The sequence below is a fragment of the Bacteroidota bacterium genome (assembly GCA_034439655.1).
In the GTDB taxonomy this organism is placed as follows: domain Bacteria; phylum Bacteroidota; class Bacteroidia; order UKL13-3; family UKL13-3; genus CANJUD01.
The window spans coordinates 1-6605 of sequence record JAWXAU010000064.1; the positions used below are offsets into that span (position 1 = coordinate 1).

The 6605-nt window shown below is 34.3% G+C and carries 4 protein-coding genes; 3 read left to right on the forward strand and 1 reads right to left on the reverse strand.

Annotated elements, in window-relative coordinates; genetic code table 11:
• The first annotated feature begins 350 nt into the window (after positions 1 to 350).
• From SGJ10_03885 to SGJ10_03895, 3 genes are read left to right on the forward strand one after another with little or no spacing between them, the layout of a single operon-like run.
• Complete coding sequence (locus SGJ10_03885) at positions 351 to 890, forward strand: RNA polymerase sigma factor (protein ID MDZ4757266.1); 540 nt, start codon at positions 351 to 353, stop codon at positions 888 to 890.
• A 19-nt stretch (positions 891 to 909) separates the two neighbouring features.
• Positions 910 to 2196, forward strand: a complete 1287-nt coding sequence (locus SGJ10_03890; GenBank protein MDZ4757267.1) for a hypothetical protein — start codon at positions 910 to 912, stop codon at positions 2194 to 2196.
• Positions 2197 to 2207: 11 nt separating this feature from the next.
• Positions 2208 to 4712 (forward strand): T9SS type A sorting domain-containing protein, encoded by a 2505-nt coding sequence (locus SGJ10_03895; GenBank protein ID MDZ4757268.1) that lies wholly within the window; start codon positions 2208 to 2210, stop codon positions 4710 to 4712.
• 534 nt (positions 4713 to 5246) lie between these two features.
• On the opposite strand, the gene SGJ10_03900 is transcribed toward SGJ10_03895, so the two are convergent.
• Complete coding sequence (locus tag SGJ10_03900) at positions 5247 to 6434, reverse strand: PAS domain-containing sensor histidine kinase (protein MDZ4757269.1); 1188 nt, start codon at positions 6432 to 6434, stop codon at positions 5247 to 5249.
• Positions 6435 to 6605 lie beyond the last annotated feature (171 nt).

Consider the following 6605-nt stretch of genomic DNA (forward strand, 5'->3'; position numbering starts at 1 on the left):
GCCAGCCGGAGCCTATATGATTAACATCATAGGCAACGACAAGGTGAGCACCATGCGTGTGGTTAAAGCCAATAACTAATACTCCGCAAGGCTGAAAGGCCCAAGCGTTTAAACATAAAAAGCCCCCTCATTAATTTGAGGGGGCTTTTTTATTGTATTATCAAATGAAAATGATTGGTATACCTTCATCAAAACCTGGCAGGGTTTAAAAAAAGAATCATATTGTTTGGTACAGGGAACGAGTTGATTTTCAATATTTTTATTTCCATTATGATATTGTAGGTTAGAATCATTTTATATTTGCAAGCAGCATTTTTCAAAGCGGACGTCTAATGAAAAGTAGTTAAAGAATGAATGAGAATGACCTGTTATTGGCCAGAAAATGCTTGGATGGAGACAGAGATGCTCAGCAGAAGTTGTTTAATTTATATAGTGGTTTATTGATGGGTATTTGTCGCAGGTATATTAACAACAATGCAGAGGCCGGCGATGCTTTTCAAGAAGGATTTATAAAAATTTTTAACAACTTGCACAATTACAAAGGTAACGCTACTCTTAAAACATGGTCACACAGCATAATGACAAATAATGCAATAGATTTTTTAAGAAAGCAAAGGACTAAAAATGTATTTATACAAATAACAACAGAATTTGAAGAAACATATTCAGACAAATATAATAATGAAGAACATGAGGAAATATCTTTTACTTCGGATGAAGCAATTGGTTTGCTTGATCAATTGCCCGATCAGTATCGCACCTGTTTGAATTTGTTTGCCGTTGATGGTTATACCCATGCGGAGATATCAGCATTGCTAGGTATCAGTGAGTCGTCGTCGAGAAGCAATGTAGCACGAGCTAGGCAACTGCTTAAAAAGAAAATGAAATAAGTATAGAAAGGGAATTCAAATGTCGAAATTTAAAATTGACGAGGCATTAAAAAAAGCACTTGGCGACTTGGAGTTGCCAATTGATAAATCATATTGGCAGGGCATTTCTGATTCCATTAATTCAAAACCACCCACCTCTAGAAGGCGTCCTTTTTTATGGGTGTTTATAGGTGTTAGCTTGGTGAGTATATCCTCCTACTATTTGATTGATGCAAATAAAACCGCTCAGTTAGGGTTGGTAAAAGCAGATCCACTACACACGCAATCAAAAAACTACAGTTCCACTGTAAAAGAAGCGACGCATGACACCTCTACTTTGAATAAAGCCAACAACAATTTTATGGCTAAAACTGGACAGCACAACATCCCGAAATTAACTATATATAAACACGATATCAGTAATTTGCGGCCTACTTCGCTTACCTTTGGTTCAGATGGATTGGGTATGGGTAAAGATAATTTTAAAAATACACCTGCTATATTGTCCCCACGTATTTCTATATTTGCAAGTATGTTAGTACAAGAGCCTGACGGAATTACTACTATAATCAGGTATCCAGAAGCAACCTATAAGCGTCCTATTGTTAGACCGCAAAAGCAAAATCACCAATTAAATACTGCGTCCGAGGTATTGGTGTCAGGAGGTTTTGGATTTGTTTCTGAAAAACCAACCGATATTACTACCAGTAGTATTACGCATAAGGATTATAAAAAGGTTTGGAGTAGCTCGACCAGTAAGGGCATTTCCTATAACCTTAAAATGGAGTATTATCAACCACTTAATATCATAAAAGGAATAGGGATTTCAGCAGGAGCAAACTATATACAAAGTATACAACAAATCGCGTTCAATTATATATATAGTGAGATACCGGTAAGAGACAGTGCAACAAAGCAAATTTTGGGCTATGTTAAATTGCCAAACAATAGTCAGCAAATTATTCCAAACTCAAATGTTACTAATACTGAATTGACATTGCTCGCAAGAGTTTATTATACCCCGATTCATTCACGCTTGATGGATTGTAAAGTTTTATTTGGTGCAAGTGTGGATGTATATAGTAAAAGCAAAGGTGTTTTCTACGATATTGACAAAGCTAACACAATTGAGGGTAGCCGTAAGCATAGCGGCATGCTTATTCCCGAATGGGGCATCGCGTTTCGATATTATTTAAGTGAACATTCCAGTTTGAACATTGGTTACAGTGGCAGGATTTCCAAATGGAACTTGAGCCAATATAGAGGCAATGTAATAAATCGGGGATTGCAGCAAAATTTACAGATTGGAATTGGGTTTAATTTTTAAAGAATATATATATGAAATTTAGATTTGTGAGGTTGACCAAAATTATATTGTTTTTTTTGATGACGGCCAATGTTGTTCAAACACAAGCTCAGAAATTAAACAGGATGGGTAATGGCCTGCCCTATTCAGGAGATGAGAGAAATGCCAACCAAGGATTTCATACCGAGATTAATCCGTTTAATAATAAAGTATATTATCCAGTTTTTTGGAAAACGGCAGATAGTAATACTTATAAATTATTTTTAGATATTTGGGATGGTGATAAGTGGTCTTTTTCTGATACCTTTACAATAATAGATACGGTTCATACGCAGCAAATCTATTATAACCAATTTAATCATTACCAATTTGGATTTAACAAAGACACAGTGATATTTGCTTATATAACTTATAAGGTTGACGCATCGAATAAAATAACTTCAAGTTTGGCAAACGTTATCAAGTATGATGGTATTTCATGGCTGCAGATAGGCATTCCATTTATGTTAAATATAATGCATACTAATTCACTTGATGGTGAAGTCTGCACTATAGTAAAATGGCAGGATACAATCAGAATAATTGGGGCAATTCCCTTAAGTTCTTTAGGGAAGGTTTTTAAATGGATGAGTAAGCTAGTAAATGGGAATTGGGAAGAAGACCATTCGTTAGATTTAGCCAGCAACCAAGGTTTCAGAGCTGACTTAAGTAATGTGCTCGTTAACAATGATTCTCTTTGGATTACTTTAAAATATCGAGATTCTGTTTGGTGTTTCGTAGGTAAGCAATATATTGGATATCGGATTAAGTTTTTTGGAGGGTTTTATAATGAGTATAAATTAGCGATTAAAAACAGCGAAATTTATTTGTTAGGATTTATGAGCAACTCGTTCGAATATAAATTATTTAAATTACAAAATAATTCATTCGAATCAATTAATACAGGAGTTAATATTCTGGGCTATGGGTGGGAATATAGCATTAATGTGGTCGATAATGTGATAGTGATATCGCCATTGAATGGAAGTGAGTATTACTATATAGAGAGTGCTGGAAAATATGTAGTATTTAACAGTAGTGTTAAAACTAGCATTTATTCTAAATTGTGGTGTTATTCTAATGGTAAGAATTTATATTTTTCGGGGAATATTACAAATATTAGTCCCAGTAATATTGCTAGTGCATCTCTTACCAAAGGTATTATAACGGGGAAAACCTATCATGATAAAAACTTGAATAGTATATTAGATAGTGGTGAAAATATTATACCCTATGCTATAGTTTATAGTTCCGATACTATTCATAAAAATATTGCGACCCTTAGTGATAACAAGGGTAAATATTCAGTTTTTGTAGATTTCAATACACCTATTAGCCTTAGTGCCAAAAAAGGCAAACACACCATTGAAACAGAAGTACAGTATGATACCGTAGATGTTCAGGGAACAAAATATCATAATATCCCAATGAAAACCCCTGTTATAAAAGACTTGGCAATAAAAGTATTGTCTAAAAATTTAACTTTTGCCAGAAAAGCAGATACCATACAATATACCATTTGCGTTCGTAACAATGGCATTATGGCAAACGATGTTTTCATTACTGCCAGTTTTGATAGTTTAATGGATACTATTTCACTTGGAAATTTTACATATAATAGTGGTATTTTATCTCTCAAAATAGATACTATTAATCCTAATGAGGTAAAGGAGTATACAATTAGTTTGTGGGCAAATACCAAATACCAATTGGGAGATTATAATTATGTAGCAGCATGTGTACAACAGTCGGATTATGATAGTGATTCGTCGGATAATTGTGATACGCTAAGACAGGAAATAATATCGGCCTACGACCCCAATGCAAAGCAATGTTATCCAAGTGGGCAGACAGATAGAAAGGTGAGGGAAATAGTATATCAAATAAATTTTGAAAATGAGGGGAGTGATTATGCCCGAAATGTTGTTATATCTGACACACTCAGCAGCCAATTGCCAGCTTATGAAATAACTTTGAATCATTCATCGCATCCATATAAATTAAGTATAGATGGAAATATATTGTATTTCACTTTTGAAAATATAAATTTACTACCTAATAAACAAGACCAAAAAGCAAGTAAGGGCTATATTAATTTTTCCGCAAAATTAAAACGCGATATGAATTCAGGAGAGACGATTGTAAACAAGGCCAATATATACTTCGACTTTGAAAAACCAGTACTCACCAATATCGCTTCCATAAAACGTGTAGATAAGATAGACACCACGAGTAATACAAACGGATTGGCAAAAACATTTTCTGCTCCAAGTGGGTTTACAGTGTATCCCAATCCTACCAGCGGTAGCATAGTTGTTAGTAATACCTCAGGATTAAATGAAAGTATTGGTATTTATACTCTTGATGGAAGATTAATATACACTGCTACTATTAATAGTTTTAGTGCAAAAAGTATAGATTTGGGTGAACACCCCTGTGGTATCTATTTACTTAAAAATAATTACGGCGAACATCTCAAATTATTTTACAACAAATAATCTTTTCGTAAGATACTCGAAAATAAATTGGGTATACTGAGCTTTATTAAAATAGCAGCTTTCAATATGATGAAACTTAAACCCAATACGTGCCCCTGTACAAGTAGTAATTTTATTGGATTAGGATAAATTGGAGTAGCAAGGGCACTGGGTGTTTACCTAAATTATACCACATAGACGCAAATGATTAATTATGCTGCGTGAGAATTAAAAATATTATACCGACACTCAATATATAATAGTCCAAAAGAAAGGGACTAATCCCCCCGCATTCCGATAATTATCGGGATTAAGCGGGGCTTTCGGGCTGTAGTTTGGCATTACCATTCTACAAACTAATTTCACAGGCAGAGAACTATTATAGTTTAAGAATTGGTATTAGTGTCTGAACGGAAACTCAGTGCTTGGATAGAAAGCTTCTCTTTTGACTCCGCCAGCGGGCGGAGGAAATTAAAAAACATGGGAGTTTATTCTCATAAATGACCTTTTTTTTTAATGAGCGTAACGAAAAAAAGAGCAGTTTTCGGACAAGCACTAATTAAGGTCTAGTTTGTTTAGACTGTCCATTTTGTCGGCTGGTTTGTTTATTGGTAATGTAAAATAAAAAGAAGATCCTTTTCCTTCTATGCTTTCCACCCAAATTTCACCGCCGTTTCTTTCCAAAAAGCCTTTTACTAATAATAAACCAATGCCGGCTCCCTTATTTTCAGCTCTTGCTTTCGAAAGTGACGACATTTGCGGGGCAAAAAGTTTGTCCATTATTTCTTTCGACATTCCAATACCACTATCCTTCACTTCTATAATAAGTTTATCTTCGTTTCTTTTTGCAGTTATGGAGATTTTTCCTCCTGGATTAGTATGCTTTAAAGCGTTTGAAACTATATTTTGTAAAATAGAAAGTAGCATTTTTGCATCCGCAAAAACACTTTGGTTTTCTTCAATTTCGTGATGAAGATTTATTCCATTTACATGGGCTGTTTCCTTCAGCTTATCAAAAACCTGATTTATATATGTTACAAGTTCAATTTTTGTGGGAGAAAATACTTCTGATGCATATTTGATTCTTGCCCATTCCACCAAATAGTCTAACATGTTCAATTCGTCAATGGATGAGTCATATAGAAGTTCCAGCATCTCCTTTAATGCTTCGGGCTTCATCTTTTCAAAATTATCTTTCAGATATTTGGCAGTTCCAATAATTGAAGACAAAGGACTTCGTAAATCGTGAGAAAGAATTGCAAGCACACTTTCTTTATGCGTATTCAATTCTTCGAGTTCATTCACATATCTTTTTATGGAATCTTCTGCTTTCTTTCTCTCCGTCAGGTCGAGTAGTATTTTTACATACCCTAACATTTCTCCATCTATACCTATAAGCGGAAACACCAAGCCATAAGCATAAAATGTGCTTTTGTCTTTACAAATATGCCAGCGGTTGTCTACAGCCCTGCCTTCTTTTAATGCTTTGTCAATTTCTTTTTGGGGAATTCCATTTTTTCTATCCTCTTCAGTAAAAATAATATCAAAACTTTTGCCTAAAACATCATCTGGTTCATATCCAAAAATGCTGACCGAACCGGAACTCCAGCTATTAATTTTTAATTCATTATCCAGCGTAAGGATTGAATAATCCTGCAAACTATCTATTATCTGGCTATAAAATTCCGAAGTGGGAATATATTGGCTTCTGAGTATTTTTAATTCCTTTTGTTTATTTGGCATTTTTTGAATTATTGTAACTACTCAGGTAGGTAAAACTCAATGGTGTCAATGGCTTTCAATTCAAGTGGAAACGCAATGATATTTACAGAAGTGAGCATTTATAGGTGTTATTCAGAATATAGAATTTATCAACATATTAACATAGTCAGACTTATCAAGGGTTTTGAATAC

Excerpts from the sequence above, each read along its gene's own strand:
- SGJ10_03885 (MDZ4757266.1), top strand. The coding sequence starts at position 351 with ATGAATGAGAATGACCTGTTATTGGCCAGAAAATGCTTGGATGGAGAC.
- SGJ10_03890 (MDZ4757267.1), top strand. The coding sequence starts at position 910 with ATGTCGAAATTTAAAATTGACGAGGCATTAAAAAAAGCACTTGGCGAC.
- SGJ10_03895 (MDZ4757268.1), top strand. The coding sequence starts at position 2,208 with ATGAAATTTAGATTTGTGAGGTTGACCAAAATTATATTGTTTTTTTTG.
- SGJ10_03900 (MDZ4757269.1), bottom strand. The coding sequence starts at position 6,434 with ATGCCAAATAAACAAAAGGAATTAAAAATACTCAGAAGCCAATATATT.